We start from the raw sequence: 17,092 nt of genomic DNA on the forward strand, positions 1-17,092 counted from the left end.
GGCCCCGCCGACCGTCGTGTCGCCCGTCCCCGCCGCGCGACGGCGGCGCCCGCCCTGGCCGCTGATCATCCCGGCCGGGATCTTCACGGCGGCGCTGGTCGTCGCCGTCGCCACGGTCGTCGTGTTCACCACCCTCGGGGACGGCGGCAAGTCGCGGACCGGCGCTGACAGGACCTCCCCCGCGCCGCCGAACGTCGACGTCCCCGACGGATACCGCCTCTACCGGGGATCGGCGTTCGTGGTTGCGGTCCCCAAGGGCTGGGAGCAAGCGGACGGGGACGATATGACGTTCATGGACCAGCGCGAGGGGGTCCATCGCGGGGTGAACATCAGGCGCGTCTCCTCCACCGCCGCGCGGAGTCCCGCGGATGCTCTCGCGGACAGGGCCGCCGAGCTCCCGGACGACCCGGACTACCCCGGCTACGAGCAGGAGAGCCTCAAGCGCGGCATCCCCTATCGCGGCGGCGAGGCGGCCGAACTGCAGTTCACCTTCGCCAAGAACGGCATCTCGGGCCGGATGCGGGTGCGGGCCTTCGAGTTCGACGACGCCGTCTACCAGGCGTCCCTGGTCAGCGACCAGGAGCACTGGGACGAGAGCGTCCCCCACTTCGAAACCCTGCTGAGAACGCTGCGAAGCCCGTCCTGACCCCGCTCGTGTTCCTCAAGACACTCCGCGACCCGTCCTAGCCTTGCGCCGACTCCTCGAAGAGGGTGCGGGCCCTGGCCTCGGCCTCGTTGAGGGCCTTGACGTGCTCGGGGGCGAGTTCCTCCACGCAGCGGGTCATCTCCTCGGTGACGCGGCTGAACGCGCTCTCCTCCGCCCCGCGCAGCGCCGCCCGCACGGTGGCGGAGCGGGCGCCGAGCGCGGCCCACTCCAGCTCCAGCCGCGCGACCGCCTCGTCGAACGCCCGGGTCGTCTCGGCTCCGGCGTCCTTCAGCTCGTCCGGGACCGGGCCGCGGCCCGCGCGCCGCGCCTGACCCGACAGGGCCGAGATGCGGCTGGCCAGCGTCAGCCCCTCGCGGGCCAGCGGCAGGACGTCGTGGATCAGGTCGGTGACGGCCTTGGCCAGCTCCTCCACCCGGGTCAGCAGCGTCTGCGTCGCCTCCTCCAGCGCGCCGGAGGAGCGCTCGGCGACCTGCTCGGCGACGTCCCGCTGCCGTTCGGACAGCGCCGGGACGATGTCGCGGTCCAGCATGCGACGCAGCTCGCGCTCGCGCTCACCGCGCTCGCCGGGACCGGTCTTGTCGGCCCAGTCCGCCCAGACGCGCTCGATGCGCTCCTCGCCGGAGGCGGCGATCTCCGCAGTGATCTCGTCCAGCGCCTCCCCCGCCCGGGCCTTCAGCCGTTCCACCCGCCCGTAGAGGGCCTCACGCTTGAACGGGTCGTTGAGTTCGTTGAGCTGCGCCTGCAATCGACGGGACACGTCGATGGCGTGCTCGGCCAGCGGTACGAGGCGGTCGGCGAGCCCGTCGAGCGTCTCCGCCCGGCGCGGGTCGGTCAGCTCGGCCACCCATTCGGGAAGGTCGTGCGCCATGGGCCCCATGCTCCCACCACCGCACCCGCCGGATGGCCCACATCGCCCGGCGCGCCCCGAGCGGACGACCGAAAAGCCGGTTCGGCCCGGGTAAGTGTGTCTGGACAACCCGTGATCAGGGTAGCGTGGCTCGCCGTGGCGGGCTATTCCGATGACCTTCGTCTCGCGCATGTGCTGGCGGACGGGGCCGACGACATCACGACCAGGCGTTTCCGCGCGCTCGATCTCGCCATCGAGACCAAGCCGGACCTGACGCCGGTCAGCGACGCCGACCGCAGCGTCGAGGAGCAGATCCGCGGCACGCTGAAGCGGGCTCGCCCGCGGGACGCGGTGCTCGGCGAGGAGTACGGCAAGAGCGGGTACGGGAACCGCTGCTGGATCATCGACCCGATCGACGCGACGAAGAACTTCGTGCGGGGCGTCCCGGTGTGGGCGACGCTCATCGCGCTGATGGAGAACGACGAGATCGTCGTCGGGGTCGTGTCGGCGCCCGCGCTGAACCGGCGCTGGTGGGGCGCGCGGGGCGGCGGCGCCTGGACGGGACGCAGCCTGACCCGCGCCACCCGGATGAACGTGTCGTCGGTGGCGGACCTGTCGGACGCGTCGCTGTCGTACTCCAGCCTCAGCGGGTGGGAGGAGCAGGGGCGGCTCGACCGGTTCCTCGACCTGACCCGCTCGGTGTGGCGGACGCGGGCGTTCGGCGACTTCTGGTCGCACATGATGGTCGCCGAGGGGGCGGTCGACGTGTCGGCCGAGCCGGAGGTGTCGCTGTGGGATCTCGCCGCGCTCCAGGTCATCGTGGAGGAGGCCGGCGGGATGTTCACCGACCTGTCCGGCGTGCCCGGCCCGGACGGCGGCAGCGTCGTGTGCACCAACGGCAGGCTGCACGCAGAGGTCCTGCGGACCCTGGGCGGCGGCCAGCTCTCCCTGCGGATCTGAACCGGCGGATCCGACCCCGCGGATCCGAGCCGCGCAGCCGGTCCCGGGGGCGGAACGTTCTACCTGCGAGGACAGATCAGTGTGGCCATCGGGCCGACTCGCGACATATCGTGGAACAGCGGCCCCGGCGCGGCCGTTGTACAGAATGGGCGGCCCGTAAACGCGGCCCGTAGACGGAGGTACCGGATGTCGACCCAGACAAAGTTCGTGATCGGCGGCGTCGTCGTCGGCCTGCTGACCCTGATCATCTTCCCGTGGTGGCTGACCACGCTGATCATCCTCGGCGTCATCGGGGCGCCGCTCGTCGGGTACCTGATGCTCGACCCGTCCCAGCGCAAGCGCGTGCGCGCCCAGGGCCGCAAGCGCCTCGGCAGCTGACCTAGTCCCAGAGTTCGCGGTCGCCGCCGGAGGGGTCCTTCACGACCTCGTCGGCGGGACCGTCGAAGAACTTGACCGCGCGGGCGGACGGATCGAACCGCTCCCAGCCCGGGTCGCCGTGCGCGGCGAAGTCCGTCCAGGCGCGGTGCATGCGGTCGGCGAGGGCCTGCGGCGGGTTCGGCCCGGCCAGCCCCTCGGCCTCCTTCGTCAGGTTGTCGAAGACGAAGCCCAGCTCCAGCGCGTGGCAGGCACCCAGGTCACCCACGGGCGACCGCCACCCGAACTCGTACATCCACGTCCCGCCGGCGCCGCCGGACGCGACGTGTCCGGCGGCGGCCCGGTTCGCCGGGATGCGGAACATGTGGTCGGTGATGATCGTGGCCATCAGCTCGCCGGGGGTCATGTCCGGGTGGTGACCGCGGTAGGCGGCGGGCAGGCCGGGCGGGACGCCCATCGCCGTGGTGACGGCGCCGACGAGTTCTTCGGTGAGGTCATCGGCGAGGCCGGTGGGCATCAGGAAGAACCGGAACTCCTCGGACGTGTAGCCGATGAGCAGGTCCACGTCCCGTCCGGCGCCGTCCGCGATGGCGTCCTCGGGTCGCCTGGCCAGCAGGTCGCCGTCCAGGACCGGGGTCAGCGACATGCCGCCCGCGGCGGTGGTGGCGCCCCAGCGGCCGGGGTCGGGCAGTGCCGCGACCTCCGCGGCGACGGCCGACTGGACGGGCATGATCGCGGCCGGGGCGAGCGCCGCGAACGCCTCGGCGGTCGGCTCCACGCCGAGCCGGGCCGCCATCTCCCTGGTGACGAGCATCGCGTCGTCCGGGTCCTGGGCGATGCCGCCGGCGCCGCTCTGCGCGATCGCGCGGCCGAAGAGCCCGAGGTCGAGGGAGAGCAGGGTGCTGACGCTCATCCCGCCGGCGGATTCGCCGAAGACCGTGACGCGGTCCGGGTCGCCGCCGAACCCCGCGATGTTGCCGCGCACCCACTCCAGCGCCGCGATCTGGTCCCGCAGGCCGCGGTTGAGCGGCGCGCCGGGGAGGTTGGCGAAGCCCTCGACGCCGAGCCGGTAGTTGATCGTCACGCAGACGACGCCGTCGCGGGCGAAGTTGCGGCCGTTGTAGATCGGCACGGCCCCCGACCCGTTGCGGAACGCGCCGCCGTGGATCCACACCATGACCGGAAGCCCGGAACCGCCGGGCTCCGGCGTCCAGACGTTCAGGTTGAGGCAGTCCTCTCCCGGGATGTCCGGGTCGGGCAGCATCGAGTCGTACGGCTTGGGGTAGCCGGGCTTGGGCGCGGTCGGCCCGTATTCGACGGCGTCGCGGACGCCGTCCCACGGCTCCGGCGGCCGGGGCGCCTGGAAGCGGTTCGGCCCGAACGGGGGCGCGGCGTACGGGATGCCGAGGAAGGCGGTGACGCCGTCCCGCGTGCTGCCGCGGACCTTCCCGTAGGACGTCTTGACGACCGCCTCCTCCATGCCCCGCCTCCGGTTCTAGAACCAAGTTCGACAGAAGGAGGGTACGGGACGAACGCGGCCCGGCGGAATACGGCCCGGCGGAATGCGGCCGGGCGGTGCTACGGGCGGAGCATGCGGGTGAGGTAGTCGCGGGCGAAGGCGCGGATCGCGTCCTCGTCGTCCAGCGCGAGCCCGCCGCCGGGGACGAGCAGCAGCGAGATCGCGAGCCGCAGCAGCACCTCCGCCACGGTGTTGTGGTCCTCCGGGTCATCGGGGCGGGCGCGGCGCAGCCGGTCGGCGAGGATGTCGCGGGCGGCGAGCATGACCGCTCCGCCGTTCATGCTGAGCTGCGGCAGGAACGCCTCGGGCTCGCTCTCCAGGACGCGCGTCATCAGCGGGTGCGTGCGTGCGCTCTGCAGCCCGACCACGAACCCCTCCACGATGGCGTCGCCGGGGGACGCGAGGTCTTCGGTGGCCTGCGCGATCGCGGTGAGGAACCGGCGGCACTCCCGCAGGATCACGGCCTGGAGCAGCTGCTCCTTGTTGCTGAAGCGCCGGTAGATGGTGGTACGCGCGACGCCGGCACGCTTGGCGACGTCCTCGACGCTGACTCTGCGCAGCCCGTAGGTCTCGAACTCCGTGAGCGCGGCGTCCAGGATGCGGGTGTCGAGGTCGTCGGCACCCTGCTCCGGTGCGGCCAGCCGGGCCAGCAGCCCTTCGACGGTGGTCGCGTGCATGGTCATATCGGCACCCTAACCGGCTCGGGCACCCGGCTCGCCACTCCGGATGCTACACAGTTACAATAATCGTCGTTCTGTAGTTCTGTCTCCGACCAACGGCGGTGAACATGACGGACCAGGCCGAGACGCAGACCCCGGCGCCCCTCGGACCGGGCTCGCTGACCTGGCGCTACTTCGGCGACAGCCGGATGCTCCTGGTCGGCCCCCGGGCGGCGGTGCTGCAGAACATGCTCCCGGCACTCGGCCAGGGCGTCCTCGACCACTCGGTGTTCTTCTCCGAGACGTTCGCGCGGTTGAAGCGGTCCACCGGCCCGATCCTGAACACGGTGTACGGCGCGGACCGGTCCGTCGAGACGGGGCACGAGGTCCGCGACTACCACCGCGAGATCAAGGGGACGATGCCGGACGGCTCCCGCTACCACGCGCTCGATCCCGAGACCTACTACTGGGCGCACGCCACCTTCCTCGACCACATGCTGTACTGCATCGAGACGTTCATCAGGCCGCTCGGCGACGCGGAGAAGCGCCGGATCTACGACGAGTCCAAGGTCTGGTTCCGGATGTACGGGGTCAGCGACCGGGCCATGCCCGAGGACTGGGAGGCGTTCCAGGCGTACTGGAAGCGGATGCTGGACGAGGAGATCGTCCCGCACAAGACCGCCCGGTACGGCGTCGGCTACGTCACCAAGGGGCTGCCCGCGCCGCCGAAGGTCCCCGCGCCGGTGTGGCGCGCGGTGTCGCCGCCGCTGAACGCGGTCGCCCGCTTCATCACGGTCGGCGGGCTGCACCCGCGGATGCGCGAGCTGCTCGACCTGCCGTGGAGCGCCGCCGACGAGCGCCGCCACCGGCGGTTCGCGGCGACCGTCCGGGCCGCGAACCGCGCGTGGCCGCTGCTGCCCGAGGCCGTCCGCTACGTCCCCGAGGCCCGCCGCGCCTTCCGCAAGGCCCGCAGGACCCGGCGCGCCTGACGGCCGGGAGCCCGAGCGGATAAGGCCGTCAACCCGAGCGGATGCGGCTGTCGTAGGCCTTGCGGGCGTCCGGGTCGTACTCCAGGAAGATCTTGTCGAGCCCGAGCCGGCGCGAGACCGCCTGCTTGGCCCGGTCGGAGAACAGCGCGCTCAGCCTGAGCTGCCTGCCGAGCTTCTTCGGGACGACGACCTGCGGGCGCGGCCTGCCGATCAGCTCGACGACGGCGGCCGCGATGTCCTCGGGCTCGCAGTTCTTCTGCCCCTTCGGGCTGCTCGTCCCCGCGACCAGGTCGGTGTTGGTGAACGTCGGCAGGAGGGCGCTGACGTGCACGCCCCGGTCCTGGACCTCCAGCCTGGCCGCCTCGGTGAACGCGAGGACGGCGGCCTTGCTGGCGTTGTACAGGGCGAGGCCGGGGGTGAACATGACCCCGGCGACCGACGCGATGTTGACGACGTGCCCGGCGCCGCGCGGCAGCATCCGGTCGAGGGCGAGCTTGGTGCCGAGCATCACGCCGTGGACGTTGATGTCGATGCAGCGGCGAGCGTCGGCGTCGGTCTCGCCGGTGACGGGGCCGATCGGCATGATCCCGGCGTTGTTGATCACCACGTCGAGGCGCCCGGCGGACTCCTCGGCGGCGTCCAGGAACGCGGTGAACGACTCGCGGGACGTCACGTCCACGGTGAGGCCGGTGACGCCGAGCGAGCCCGCGGCCTCCTTGACGGCGGTCTCGTCGATGTCGCCGATGACGACGGTGGCGCCCTTGGCTTGGAGGGCGCGGGCGGTGGCGAGGCCGATGCCGCGTGCGGCGCCGGTGATCGCGATGACCTTGCTCATGGGCCCTCCTCCGGGCTCATCGGCTCTGCTCCAGGCGGTCGAGGCGGACGGGCAGGCCGTCCTTCGGTGAGGGCAGGGACGTGGTGTCCAGGGGCCATTCGTACCGGGCGGGCACGCTCCAGCGGTACCGCTGCAGCACCTGGTGCAGGATCGTCTTGACCTGCATCCCGGCGAAGTACAGGCCGATGCACTTGTGGGCGCCGCCGCCGAACGGCGACCACGCGTACTTGTGGACCTTGTCCTCGCGGCGCTCGGCGGAGAACCGGCCCGGGTCGAACCGGTCCGGGTCGGGCCACCATTCGGCCATGTGGTGGTTGCTGAGCATCGGCACCACGACGAGGGAGCCCTCCGGCACGTGGAAGCCGAGGATGGAGGTGTCCTTGACGACCCTGCGCGGCAGCGCCGGGACGGGGGCGACCATCCGCAGCGACTCCTTCATCACCATGTCGATGCCGGTGAAGTAGTCGAGGTCCTCGTAGCCGGGCTGGGCCTTGCCGAGGTCCAGCGACTCCTCGCGCAGCCGTTCCTGCCATTCGGGGTACTTGGCCAGGTAGTACGCCATCGAGGTCAGCGTGATGGTGGTGGTGTCGTGCGCCGCCATCAGCACGAAGATCATGTGGTTGACGACGTCCTCGTCGGTGAACCGCTCGCCGTCGTCGGTCTCCGCCTGGCACAGGGCGGCGAAGAGGTCGTCGCCGCCGTCGCGGCGCTTGGCGGGCAGGTGCCGGTAGAAGAACTCCTCCAGCACCTTGCGCGCCTGGAGGCCGCGATGCCAGCGCAGTCCGGGGACGGGGAAGCGGACGTAGGCCGTCCCCGCCCGGACGGCGTCGATGAAGGCGCCGTTGACCCGCGCGCGCTCGGCGTCGTCCAGCTCGATGCCCATGAAGACGTCCACGGCGAGGTCGAGCGTGAGCTTCTTGAGGTGGTCGTACACCTTGAAGTCCTGGCCGGGCTCCCATGCCTCGATGCCCTTGATGATGCCGGGCGCCATCGCGTCCATGTAGGACTGCAGCTGGGGACGGGTGAACGCCTCCTGCATGATGCGGCGGTGGTGCAGGTGCTCCTCGAAGTCGAGGAGCATGATGCCGCGGTTGAAGAACGGCCCGATGAAGATGCTCCACGCCGGGCCGTTCGCGAACGCCTTGTCGCGGTTGACGAGGACGACCTGGGCGGCCTCGGGGCCCTGGACGGTGACGGTCCGCTGGCCGAGCAGCCATCCCCAGGCGACGGGGCCGTACTGGTCGTACCGTTTGCGGGCCATTCCGATCGGGTCGCGCATCACGGCGAGGGTGCTGCCGATGTACGGGATGCCGGGCACGCCGGGTACCGGTTTCAGGCCGCTGCCCTGCGGCGGCGGCGCGAGGACGCTCGTCATGACCCCTCCCGAACAGGTGCAACAAAAGGCCGGAATATGTCCCTTTGTTCTAACGTAGCGGGCGCTCGTAAGTCCAGGCTTATCAGCCGTGACTTGTGACTCCGTGGTCAGTACGCCTCGCGGCCGGCCGCGGCCGGGAAGAGCCGCCGCCGGGCGGCGGCCGTCAGCGGCCGGTAGGCGCCCGCCTTGTCCCGGTAGTACGTACGGCCGTCCCCGGCCGGCGGGACGCCCTCGTCCCGCAGCGGCGCCGTCCGCAGCCGCCGGCCCGCCGTGACGGGCACCTCGTCGACGACCCGGACGAGCGCGGGCCTGAGCCCCGGCTCCACCCGGAGCAGCGCCTCGGACAGGTCCAGGGGCTTCAGCTCCGCCACGTCGCGCAGGCTCACCGCGGCGGCGGCCACCTCCGTCTCTCCCACGGGGATGCCGTAGACGGCGACGGTGTCGATGACGGGAAGGTCGCCGAGCGCGTCGCGGACCGGGCCCGGCGGGACGATGCCCTCGGCCGTGCGGATCAGCTCGGCCTCCCGCCCGACCGGCCAGAAGTCGCCGTCCGCGTCCCAGCGGAACAGGTCCCCGGTGATCGTCCAGGCGTCCTCGGGGGCGAAGACGCCCCGGACGGGACGGGCAGCCGCGCCGATGGCGGCCAGCCGCACCCGGGCCAGCAGCATGCCGATCTCGCCGGGCTCGCACTCGACGGCGAACCCGTCCGGGCCCGTCTCCAGGCGCCCGCTCTCCAGGTCGTACCGGGCGAGCCGGACCCCGGCGCTGCCCGGCAGCGGCCGTCCCAGCGACCCGGGCTTCTTGCCGCTCAGGTTGACCAGCACCGACTCGCCCTCGGTGGAGGCGTAGAACTCCAGGACGCGGGCGGGGGCGAACCGGTCCTCGACCCGCCGCCACAGGCCGCGCGGCATGCCGGAGCCGATGAACAGCCGGACGGCGTGGTGCCGCTCGGCCGGGTCGCGCGGGGCGTTGACCAGATCGCGCAGCGACATCCACGTGTAGGACGCGACGGTCACGCCGTAGCGGCGCGCCTCGTCCCAGAACGTCTCGGGGTCGTAGCCGCCCGCGAGGGCGAGCCGGGCGCCGCCCGCGACGGCGCCGCCGAGGCTCATCAGCAGCGCGGACGGGTGCTGGATCGGGGTGATGCTGTACACGGTGTCGGACGGCGACAGGGCGGCCGACGACGCCGTCCCGAACGCCGACAGGGCCCAGCGCCGGTTGGTGACGCGGCTGGCCCGCAGCCGCTCCCCCTCGCCGGTGAAGACGACGAACGCGAGGTCGCCCGCCCGACCCGGGTTCGGCCGGTACCAGCCGGGGAGCTCGACGCCGTCCGGGTCGATGGTCTCCATGTCCTTCAACGGCGGGTCCGGCAGCGGGCCGCGCCGGCCGCGTCCCGCCCCGCCGAGCAGGTGGCCGTCGACGCCCTCCAGCTTCGCGGCCCGCTCGGCGTGCTCGGGGTCGGCGATCACCCGGGTCACGCCGCTCAGCCGCGCCTCCGCGGCCGGGTCGCCGTCGGGGCGCAGCAGGACCGCGACGGCGCCGAGCCGGCTGAGCGCCGCGACGAGCGCCAGCGCGGTCGGCCTCGTGCCCATCAGCACGCCGACCGCGTCGCCGCGCCGGACCCCGATGTGGATCAGCCCGCGGACGACCGCGTCGACGCGGCGCCTGGCGGCGTCGTGGGTGTGGCCGCGCCCCTGGTAGAGGAAGAACACCTCGCCTGGCCTGCGCCGGGCCTGCTCGTCCAGCAGCAGCCCCATGGACATGCGGGTGTCGGACTGGATGCGTTCCAGCCGGGCCAGCCGCGGCAGGTTCTGCGCGGCCTCGCCGGTGAGCTGCCTGGTCCCGTGCACCGCCCGCGACGCGGTGCGGAGCGCGGAGCGGGCGGCGCCGGCGCCGGCGCCCATCGCGAGCTGCAGCCCGTATCCGGCGGTCCCGCCGGGCAGGTCGGCCGGGGCGGCCTCCTCGTCCCCGGCGACGGGCGCCACGATGTCCGGCAGTTCCCCTTCACCGGCGCGCCACTTCGCCCACCCGGCGACGGCCGGCCACGTCCGCCCGATCGCGAGGCTCCCGACGACGAGCCCGAAGTGCCCGGCGCGCAGGGACGCCTCGTACACCTGGGCGCGCGGCGCGGCCCGCCTGATCCCGCGGACCATCGGCGGCGCCGCGATCTCGTCGACCTCGCCGACGAAGGTGAGCACCGGGCAGGTGATGTCGGCGAGCGTGACGAGCCGGTCGCCGATGACGAAGCCGCCGGTCAGCATCCGGTTGTGCTGGATGAACTGGCGGATGAACTCCGCCAGCGCCGGTCCGGGCCACGACACCCAGCCCTCGCGCTCCAGGAACCGCCGCTGCCGCTCGCGCGGCGCGAGCCGTTCCCGGTCGTGCAGCTGGAGGATGAAGTCGACCCGCGACCGCACCGACTTGACGGGGCTGAGCACCTGGAACCCGAGCCGCGTCACCCAGCCGGGCACGGCGAACCCGCCGAGCAGCGCGTCGGGGATCCGCTCCACCCCCTCGGACGCGAGCCAGCCCGGCAGCCCGAACGGCAGGCCGACGCTGGTGTCGGCCGGGCTCCCGAACGTCACCACCGACTCGATGCCCTCGCTGCGCCGGTACGCGGCGGCCTGGTAGACGAACATGCCGCCCTGCGAGTACCCCGCGAGGTGCACGTCCCGCCCGGTGGCCTCCCGGATCCGGTCGACGGCGTCGCTGACGGCGAGGACGTGGTCGCTGACCGTCCGCTCCAGTCCGCCCGGCTCCCGCTCGGGGGCGCCGAAGTCCACCACCCACGGGTCGACGCCGAGATCGTGCAGCACCCCGACCGCGCTGACCCGCGAGGAGATGTCGTACACCTCCGCGGTGATCATCAGCGGCGGGACGAGCAGCACCGCCGGCCCGCCGGCCGACTCCGGGAAGTAGCGCCGGAGCCGGTACACCCGCTGCTCGGTCACCACCTCGCACGGGGACGCGTCCTCGTCGGTGTCGAACCCGCCGAACCGGGCGACCTCGAGGGCGTTCTGGGCGGTGGAGCCCAGGCGTGACCCCAGGCGCATAAGCGTTTTGGCAACAGCCGGCATCGTCGACCTTCCACAGCGTCAACGCCATGGTGTCGTGTTATCACCGGCCTTAGCAATGCGAAGATCACTCATGGCTCAGGTGATGACGCGCGCCCCGTCCATCCGGCCGGACTTCAGGCGCTCCCACATGTAGCGGCGGCGCGGCTTGCCGCTCGACGTGCGGTGGATCAGCCCGGTGCCGACGACGATGGTCAGCTCCACGTCGTCCCCGAGCCTGCGGCGCAGCATCTCGCGGACGGCGCCCGCCCACGACTCCTCCTGCGTCTCGGCGAACAGCGCGAGGCCCTTGCGTCCCGCGTCCGGCACGGCGACGGCCGCGATGCGCCCCTTCCCGAGCCTGCTCACCTCGGCGATCTTCGCTTCGAGGTCCTCGACGTACACCGACCGCCCGCGGACCTTGATGCTGTCGCCCATCCGGCCGAGCACGAACAGCTGGCCCCGATGGAAGAACCCCGCGTCCCCGGTGTAGACCCGGCCGTCGATGAACCGCGTCGACTTGGCCTCCGCGCCCGCGTAGTACCCCGGGCACGCCGACGCGCCCCCGACGACGATCTCGCCTAGAAGCCCCTCCCCCAGGTCGTTCCCGTCGTCGTCCACGATGGTGACGGGCACGGAGTCCTCGGGGGTGCCGCACCCGACGACCCACCCGGCCTTCGCGCCGAGCGACTCCGGCCCGAGCGTGTGCTCGTCCAGGATCCGGACGGTCTCCCCGAACGACAGCGACTCGGGGTCGGGCCGGATGGCGAGCGGGGCGCGCGGCTCGCTGTCCATGGTGACCAGCAGCGTCGTCTCCGCCATGCCGTAGGCGGGCTTGTACATCGTCCGGGAGAACCCGAACGGCTCTACGAGCTGGGCGAACACCTCCAGCGCGTGCGGGTCGATGGGTTCGGCGCCGATCAGCGCCATCTTCCACCCCGACAGGTCGAGACCCTCCAGCTGCTCTGGCTTGACCCGCCGCGCGCAGTACGAGTACGCGAACGGCGGCGCGGCCGTGTGCGCGGCCTCGGCGAAGCACCTGATCCACCGCGCGGGGTCGCGGATGAAGTGGTCGGGCCGCATCAGCCGCAGCATCCCCTGCCGCGCGATCGGCGTGATGAAGGTCCCGATGAGGCCCATGTCGTGGTACAGCGGCAGCCATGTGGCCACCACGTCCCCGTCCTCGTACCCGGCCGACCGCGCGATCAGGTCGCTGTTGGCCTCCAGGTTGTCCCAGGTGACCATGACGCCGCGCGGTGCGCCGCTGGACCCGGAGGTGAACTGCAGCAGCGCCAGCTCCCCGGCCGGCTGCACCTCCGCCTCGTCCACGGCCTGCCGGGGGTTCCACGGCCGGCCGCTCATCCCCGCCTCGTCCATGGCCCGTCCCGCGTACTCCGACAGGTCCTTGGACGCGACGACCAGCGCGGGCGAGGCCTGCTTCAGGATCGCCGCCACATGCGCGACGTAGTCGTCCCCGTCCTGGAACAGCGGCGGCGTGATCAGGCAGACGGTCGCGCCCGCCGCCCAGACCGCGTAGTAGGTCTCGATGCAGGTGAAGTCGGTCGGCAGGATCATGCAGACCACGTCGCCCGGCCGGACGCCCTCCTCGATCAGCGCCCCGGCGGTGCGCCGCGCGGCGGAGGCCAGCTCGCCGTAGTCCCGGAACTCCCAGCCGCCGTCGTCGGCCGCCAAGTGAACGCCGCGTCCGCTGTTCGGCTTGTCCAGCCAGTCGCGCAGCGCAGATGCCATCGTGTCCCTTTCGACATGCCCTCGGCCACCAACGTGACTCGTCGGTAACTTCATCAGGAGGGCACGTCTACGTCAACAGGGCCGGACGGCAAAGAGACCAGGCGGTCATTTGGAGACGTCCGACAAGGCCGCTCACCCCTGCCGGGACACCGCCCGGACCCGTGCGAAACGTGTGACGAGACGCCATCCGAGCAGCGTCAGTGCCAGAAAGAGAGTGGCCACGATCACAAACGCGACCGCGGTACCGTCCCCCGACAGGGCCCGCAACGCCATCCCACCGGCAACAGTGGTCGCCCACACGACGACGCCCACGGGCCAGAGCACCTCCGCGCCCCGCCAGGCCCGGGACACTCCCCACCCCACACCAAGCGCGACGAGAAACGGCCAGACCGTCGCGAGGTAACCCGTAAGGCTCGCGGCGTCCTCATGCGTGGCACGCCCGATCGCGACGAACACGAGCACACAGCACACGTCGACCAACCCCGCCACACCACCGCGCATAGCCCCCAGCCTATGCACCCGCCACCACTCAAGGACGGTGGCGGGTGCACACGAGCCATCACACCCCGACGTGCTCCTCACGCAGAACAGAACGCGGAGACCGTCCCGCGGGCAAAAGAGCGCGGGCCACGATCGAAGGGCGCATCAGTGCGGGGGGTGGGTCGACAAGGCCGATGACGCGGAAGAACCGCTCGGCGATGCCGGTGTCGCGGGCGGCGGCCGCCTGGACGCGGTCCACGTAGGCGTTCATGACGCGGATCGCCGGGCCGCGGTGTCCCTCGACCTCCGGCATGGCGAGGTCCGCCGCGACCGCCATCCGCCACGGGACGTTCAGCGCCTTCGCCGCGGCGCGGAAGTACCGCCTGGTCAGCCCGCGCCGGCCCTCGTCGAGGCAGTCGCGCAGCACCTCGGCCTCCAGGCACGCCACCGTCATGCCCTGCGCGTAGACGGGGTTGAAGCTGCACAGCGCGTCGCCGGTCACGAGCAGCCCCTCGGGGAGGCCCTTCATCCGCTCGTAGCGGTTGCGCAGGTCGGAGGAGTACCGGTGGGCGGCGACCCCGTCCAGCGGCTCGGCCGCGTCGATCGCCTCGAACACGTCGGGGGGCGCGAGGTCCCGCACGTACGAGCGGAAGCCGTCCTCGTCGGTGGGCGGCCGGTTCGCCGCGTCCAGGCCCGCGACGGTCAGCAGGTACCGGTCGCCCTCGACGGCGACCATCGCCATCCCCTTCGGCTGCCCGGGGCGCGGGCCGACGACGACGGCCTTGCCGACGCGCGCGTCCAGCGGCAGCCGGATCGGGCGGGTGGCGTACCCGACCCCGAGCCTGATCTCCTCCTGCGGCACGGGCCCGTGGCCGAGCCGCTCCAGCCAGTACCGGGTCCGCCCGGCGCGCCCCATCGCGTCGACGACGAGGTCGGCGCGGATCTCCTCGGCGGCGCCGCCGAGGTGCCTGGGCATGACCTCGACGCCGGTGATCCGGCCCGGCCCGTCGGTGAGCAGCCCGACGACGTCGCGCCCGTCGGCGAACCGCACACCCGGCAGCGCCGCCACCCGCCCCCGGACGACCTGCTCCAGGAACGGCCGGCTGGCCTGAACCGCGCGTTCCGCCCCGGGCCGCCGCACGAGCGCGTGCCCTCCCAGAGTGAACCGGTGATCGACTCCAGGGTCGGCGACGACCGCACCCCCACCGATCAGCTCCCGCTCAACCCCCGGGAAGAGCTCCTCCAGGATCCGCTGCCCGCGCGGCAACAGGATGTGCGCGTGCCTGCCCTGCGGAACGCCCTTGCGCGCCCGCCCGGCACCCACCTCGTCCCGCTCGACGATCGTGACCCGCTCGTACGCCCCGGCCAGGGCCCGCGCCGCGAGCAGCCCCGCCATCCCGGCGCCGAGGACCACCGCGTGCTCTCCGATGCTTCGCATCTCGTGCCTCCCGTTGTCGGTCGATGAGGCGACGATGCGACGGCCCGCTGTTCACCTACCAGGCCACTGGCTGTCCGATCGGTGGCCGTAGAGCTCCCGTTCCCACAGCCACGCCCCGATCCGCTCCACGGCACGGTTGCGATGCCGCCGGTAGGTGCTGAACGGCAGCCCGAGCATCTCCGCGGCCCGCTCCTGCGTAGGGGCCGGACGCAGGAAGGTGCGGTCGGCGACCCGGTAGAGCGATTCTTCGCGCGGATCGTCCCGGAGCGTCTCCGCCGCGACCCCGACGAGCCTGCGCAGCTCGCCCGCGGGGTCGTCCGCCGCCCGGACGAGCCGCGACCGCAGCAGCGGGTTCCCGGCGAGCCGGTCGGCCCGATGCAGGTCCCGCAGAGCATCGCGCACCGCCCCCGCGAACTCCGGCTGCGACAGCACGAGCTCGGGCGGGCTCGCGGGCGTGACGGGGGCGCCGAGTTCCCGTTCGGCGGTGAGCGCGAGCCATTCCTCGACGCCGAGGACCCGCCAGTCGTGCGCGTACACCTCGTAAGGACGGCCGCCGATCCGGTACCCGGCATCGGCCGCATGATGGAAGTCGAAGAAGGACAGCAGCGGATCCCAGTACTCCCGCTCCGACGGGACGGTGACGAGATCCCATGCCTGCCCGGTCCGGGTGATCGCCTCCTGCCCGTGCCAGAGCCGGATCATGGTCTCCGACCGGGACGGCCGCGCGTCCGGCTCGGTGTCCACGAAGAACCGCCAGGCCATGACGCTCTCCCCGGGCCGCGGCGGCCCATGCCGCAGCACGTGCCTCCACATCGCCCGCATGGCCGGATCGATCTCCAGATCATCTTCGCCGGCCTCGTGCACCGCCAGGTAGGCCGCGTACCCGCACGGCTCCCCCGCCCCGTCACGGAAGATGCCGAAACCACCCGGCTGCCGCTCCATCCAGTGCGCGGCGAGAGCCGCCTGCTCCTCCCCTTGCAGTTTGCGGGTCATGGCGAGGACGACGGCCTCGTCCCCGGTCCCCAACCCCGTCGCGGACAACTGCCCGAGCCCGGTCAGCTGCCAGTACGCCTTGACGATGGGGTGGTCACGACTGAGGAACATGATGTCGAGAAGGTCGTGGTGCCGGACCCGCTCATCATCCGCCGACTTCCGGGCCCGCTCCACAAAATGGCCACGTAACCCCCGATGCAGGCCCGCGTACCCATCCGGATCACGCCACCGCAGGTCAGCGTCCAGGATGTCCCGCACCACATCGTGTGGAAACAGCCCGAACTCGCGCTCCTCCATGAACGACAGCCCCCGCAGCCACCCGAACAACGCCCCAGCGTCGTCCCCCAGCATGGCCCGCAGAAGCTCCTCGGTCGTGAACCGGGCGTGCGCACATATCTGGAGCGCCTCCAGATGCCGGGGACCAGGCACCTGATCGACCAGCCGCGCAAGCAGGGCCCGCACGACGTCGGGCGCGGCGCTCAGCGCCCCCGGCACGTCCTCCCGCCGCCGGATCATGTCGACGAGCAGCGAAAGCGTCAGCGGATGCCCGTGCGCCAGTTCCAGCACACGCTCGTGCAACTCCCCGGGAACCCCTTCGACCCTCAAATACGCCCGAGTGTCCGCCGGGCTGAGATTACGCAGCGAAACGACTCTCAGCAGCTCATGCCACCCCGCGTCGGCGACCCACCGCGCCGACGGCGCGTCCCGCCCCGCGATGACGACGATCGTGTCATCGGGCAGCCCCGGGACGAAGGTCTCCCGAACCCAGTCGTCCAGCGCCCCGAGCACCTCATAGGTGTCGATCAGCACCACATACCGCCCGGACCGGGGCGGCTCCACGGCCCGCAGGAAGGCCCCGGCCTCGGGCGTGACCGACCGCGCGTCCACGAGCACGGGCGCGACCCCGCCCTCCCGCGCCGCGTCCGCCATCTCCGCCAGCAGCGCACTCTTGCCGACCCCACCCGGCCCATGCAGGAACAACACGGCGAAGTCCCCGTCCGCGAGCGCCCCGCGAAACAGCTCGATCTCCCCAGCACGCCCCACGAACCGCCGCCGCCGCGCAAGCCGCAGCCGATCCCCCACAGTCCCGCCCGAGGCCACCAAAACCTCCAAGAGCCGCTGTCACCCACCACCAAGGTAAACGCCCCACCCC

Annotated in this window: 14 protein-coding genes; 4 read left to right on the top strand and 10 right to left on the bottom strand. The window is 72.3% G+C overall.

What is annotated here, in order from left to right:
- Positions 1 to 646, top strand: a 646-nt coding sequence (locus E1285_RS45920) for a hypothetical protein (protein ID WP_207947033.1), incomplete at its 5' end; no start/stop codon positions are given.
- Between the two features lie 37 nt (positions 647 to 683).
- On the opposite strand, the gene E1285_RS45925 is transcribed toward E1285_RS45920, so the two are convergent.
- On the bottom strand, positions 684 to 1,535 hold the full coding sequence (locus tag E1285_RS45925; protein WP_165966882.1) for a hypothetical protein: 852 nt from the start codon (positions 1,533 to 1,535) through the stop codon (positions 684 to 686).
- 135 nt (positions 1,536 to 1,670) lie between these two features.
- On the opposite strand from E1285_RS45925, the gene hisN reads away from it, so the two are divergent.
- Together hisN and E1285_RS34795 are read left to right on the top strand one after the other, a co-directional pair.
- Entirely contained in the window at positions 1,671 to 2,474 is an 804-nt protein-coding gene (gene hisN, locus E1285_RS34790; RefSeq protein ID WP_132158833.1) for a histidinol-phosphatase, read from the top strand.
- 186 nt (positions 2,475 to 2,660) lie between these two features.
- Positions 2,661 to 2,852, top strand: a complete 192-nt coding sequence (locus E1285_RS34795) for a hypothetical protein (RefSeq protein WP_132158834.1) — start codon at positions 2,661 to 2,663, stop codon at positions 2,850 to 2,852.
- A 1-nt stretch (position 2,853) separates the two neighbouring features.
- On the opposite strand, the gene E1285_RS34800 is transcribed toward E1285_RS34795, so the two are convergent.
- The gene (locus E1285_RS34800) at positions 2,854 to 4,329 is read right to left on the bottom strand and encodes a carboxylesterase family protein (RefSeq protein WP_132158835.1); all 1,476 of its coding nucleotides are present in this window, start codon (positions 4,327 to 4,329) and stop codon (positions 2,854 to 2,856) included.
- Between the two features lie 98 nt (positions 4,330 to 4,427).
- Positions 4,428 to 5,051, bottom strand: a complete 624-nt coding sequence (locus tag E1285_RS34805; protein ID WP_243723260.1) for a TetR/AcrR family transcriptional regulator — start codon at positions 5,049 to 5,051, stop codon at positions 4,428 to 4,430.
- Between the two features lie 104 nt (positions 5,052 to 5,155).
- Between E1285_RS34805 and E1285_RS34810 the strand changes: the two genes are divergently transcribed.
- Positions 5,156 to 6,016 (top strand): oxygenase MpaB family protein, encoded by an 861-nt coding sequence (locus E1285_RS34810; protein ID WP_132158836.1) that lies wholly within the window; start codon positions 5,156 to 5,158, stop codon positions 6,014 to 6,016.
- 28 nt (positions 6,017 to 6,044) lie between these two features.
- On the opposite strand, the gene E1285_RS34815 is transcribed toward E1285_RS34810, so the two are convergent.
- From E1285_RS34815 to E1285_RS34845, 7 genes are all read right to left on the bottom strand, one after another.
- Complete coding sequence (locus tag E1285_RS34815) at positions 6,045 to 6,851, bottom strand: SDR family oxidoreductase (protein ID WP_132158837.1); 807 nt, start codon at positions 6,849 to 6,851, stop codon at positions 6,045 to 6,047.
- A 16-nt stretch (positions 6,852 to 6,867) separates the two neighbouring features.
- Positions 6,868 to 8,226: a cytochrome P450 gene (locus E1285_RS34820; RefSeq protein ID WP_132158838.1), complete on the bottom strand. Its 1,359-nt coding sequence runs from the start codon at positions 8,224 to 8,226 to the stop codon at positions 6,868 to 6,870.
- Between the two features lie 107 nt (positions 8,227 to 8,333).
- The gene (locus E1285_RS34825; protein ID WP_132158839.1) at positions 8,334 to 11,279 is read right to left on the bottom strand and encodes an AMP-binding protein; all 2,946 of its coding nucleotides are present in this window, start codon (positions 11,277 to 11,279) and stop codon (positions 8,334 to 8,336) included.
- Between the two features lie 99 nt (positions 11,280 to 11,378).
- Positions 11,379 to 13,028, bottom strand: coding sequence for an AMP-binding protein (locus E1285_RS34830; protein ID WP_132158840.1), 1,650 nt, complete (start codon positions 13,026 to 13,028; stop codon positions 11,379 to 11,381).
- 132 nt (positions 13,029 to 13,160) lie between these two features.
- Entirely contained in the window at positions 13,161 to 13,529 is a 369-nt protein-coding gene (locus E1285_RS34835) for a DUF3054 domain-containing protein (RefSeq protein ID WP_132158841.1), read from the bottom strand.
- Positions 13,530 to 13,587: 58 nt separating this feature from the next.
- Positions 13,588 to 14,946, bottom strand: coding sequence for an FAD-dependent monooxygenase (locus tag E1285_RS34840; protein ID WP_132158842.1), 1,359 nt, complete (start codon positions 14,944 to 14,946; stop codon positions 13,588 to 13,590).
- Positions 14,947 to 14,997: 51 nt separating this feature from the next.
- Positions 14,998 to 17,040: an ATP-binding protein gene (locus E1285_RS34845; protein ID WP_347814114.1), complete on the bottom strand. Its 2,043-nt coding sequence runs from the start codon at positions 17,038 to 17,040 to the stop codon at positions 14,998 to 15,000.
- Positions 17,041 to 17,092: the final 52 nt, after the last annotated feature.

The sequence above is a fragment of the Actinomadura sp. 7K507 genome (assembly GCF_004348425.1).
Classification (GTDB): domain Bacteria; phylum Actinomycetota; class Actinomycetes; order Streptosporangiales; family Streptosporangiaceae; genus Spirillospora.